This is a genomic window from Treponema sp. UBA7567, assembly GCF_002476655.1.
GTDB lineage: Bacteria > Spirochaetota > Spirochaetia > Treponematales > Treponemataceae > Treponema_D.
On the sequence record NZ_DLLH01000010.1, the window covers coordinates 1 to 2,250 of the forward strand.

A 2,250-nucleotide genomic window follows, 5' to 3' on the forward strand; every position below is an offset into this window, starting at 1 on the left:
AGCTTACTTTTCTTCCGTCAGCATAAGTGAATTCGATTTTGTCCTTCTTTATGCTGATTTTTGAGATGTCGGTTTTGTATCCTTTCTGATAATAGTTTTTGTATTCTTCGGCTGTCATTTTTCCGGATTCAGCCTTTTCCTCAAAAGCCTCGTCCAGTGTTCCGTCAAGCGCAAGAGGATAAGCCGACTGCCATTCGCCCGCCCAGTCAGAAAGATTTCTGCTTTTAACCTCGCTGTCCTCAAAAGTTGAGACTTCCTTGCCGTGGTCGTGGTGATGGCCTTCTTCGCCGTGCTCATGTGAATGCTCGGTTTCCTGCATTCCTTCCACAACTTCCTCTTCCTTTACGCGCTCTCCAAGAACTTCCATCATGTTAACTGGAACAAGATTCTTGTTCTTCGCTTCCTTTAGAACGCCGCTAACCCAGCCGTCGCTCTCGCCGCCAACGTAGATGAACATATCGCTTGCGGAAATTTTCGCGATGTCGGAAAAACTCGGCTGGAACGAATGAAGGTCAGTCCCCTTGTCAAGAAGAAGCGTAAGGTCAAAGTCTTTCGCCTTGTCTCCAAGAATCTCGCGGCACCAGTCGTACTGCGGAAAAGTCGTGCAGACGATTGATTTTTTTCCTGCAGAAAACGCGCCTGCCGTTCCAAAAGCAAGCATCGCTCCTAAAGCCAAAAGTTTCGTTATCTTTTTCATTTTTTTTCTCCAATAAAATCCAAAATATTTTGCAAGACTACGCAAGGCAGGAATCCAGTTTCCTGATGATTTTTTCCTTGTCGTAGCCTTTTCCGATAAACACAAGCTGGTTCATCCTGTCGCCAAATTCCTTGTCCCAAGATGAACGCAGCTCCTCGTCGTTTTCAAGGCAGTCTTTCTGCGTGGCCTCGTCCAGAGCCGCAACCCAGTATGCAACCGCCATCACAGAAGAATTTCTTCCGGCCTGCTCAAAAAGAAGAACGTCCTGCGCCTTCTCCTTGAACCAGACATAGCCTTTTGCCCTGATAATTTCTTTTGGAAATCCTTCGTTCACAAAATCCATGAATTTTTCCTGGCTGAACGGCTTTCTGCACTCGTATGCGAACGAAGAAATTCCGTATTCATCCTCAAATCCGCGGTTCGTGTCGGAAAGACTGTTGATTGCCTTTTGGATTGCCGAAGAGGAATCCACCATGTCAAAGTCGAATTTTGTCTCGGACACAATCTGCTCTATGTCAACTTTTCCGCGCACAGTCTTTACAATCTTCGCCTTTGGCTGGAAATCCCGGATAACCTTTATGACCTGCTCTGTCTTCTGCTCGTCAAGCAAGTCAAGCTTGTTCAGGACAATCACGTTGCAGAATTCAATCTGGTCAACAATCAGCGTTGTAATGTCGTTCGACTTAAGATTGTTCGGGTCGTTCTCCTCGTAGTTCTCAAGGTCGGTCAGAAACTCGCGGTAAATTCTGTCGGCGTCAACAACCGTAACAATGTTCGAAAGAAAAACATTTGTGTCCGGAGTGTCGTCCTCATACGCAAGAAAGGAAGCTGCAATCGCGCCGGGATCGCTTATTCCCGAAGCCTCCACAAAAACAGTCTCAATGGAGTCGCTCCCGGAAATCTTCTCGACCTGCGCAAGAAACTCATCGCGCAAAGTGCAGCAGATACAGCCGTTCTGCATCTCGTACATTTCGCTTTGGGCAACCGCCGCTCCGTTCTTTTTTAGAATTTCCGCGTCAATGTTTATGCTTCCCATGTCGTTTACAATCAGCGCGACACGCCTTTTTTCCTGCCGAAGAATCTCGTTCAGCAGAGTTGTCTTACCAGAGCCAAGATAGCCCGTGATAAGCGTAACTGGTTTCTTTTTCATTTTTGTTCTCTTTGAATAAAATTTGATAATACGGGCGCTTCTGCCTAAAGGCAGACCGGGCTTTTCGGGGTTCCGCCTTTCGGCTTCATTCCTCGCTTCGCTTCGGAACGCTCCGCGCCCCTACAATCCCTAGCGCAACGCAAGGACATTCGCAGCATTGCGCATGCAAAATCCCTGCCGCATAAAGATGAAAAGAGAATTTTCAGTTGTTAAGACGTGTCTTTAGAGAAATTAAAGAGTTATTGAAAAAAGTCTGATATGAATTTTTAAAGGAACGTTTTAAGACAAAATATCGCCGGGCAAAGGAAACGCCGGCTGCGCAAAGGGCAAGGCTCAAAAGCTTTGCGTTCTGCTCGGCAACTTGAATCACAAAGCAGATTGGACAGTCGTCGCCTGTGCAGTC

At 46.8% G+C, this 2,250-nt stretch carries 2 protein-coding genes and 1 pseudogene; all 3 read right to left on the reverse strand.

Features of this window, described 5'->3' with window-relative positions; genetic code table 11:
• Window positions 1-697, reverse strand: a 697-nt coding sequence (locus B3Y13_RS00610) for a metal ABC transporter solute-binding protein, Zn/Mn family (protein WP_296691979.1), incomplete at its 3' end; no start/stop codon positions are given.
• 37 nt (window positions 698-734) lie between these two features.
• Window positions 735-1,847: a CobW family GTP-binding protein gene (locus B3Y13_RS00615; RefSeq protein WP_296691981.1), complete on the reverse strand. Its 1,113-nt coding sequence runs from the start codon at window positions 1,845-1,847 to the stop codon at window positions 735-737.
• 202 nt (window positions 1,848-2,049) lie between these two features.
• Window positions 2,050-2,250, reverse strand: a pseudogene (locus tag B3Y13_RS00620) (hypothetical protein); the annotation flags it as partial.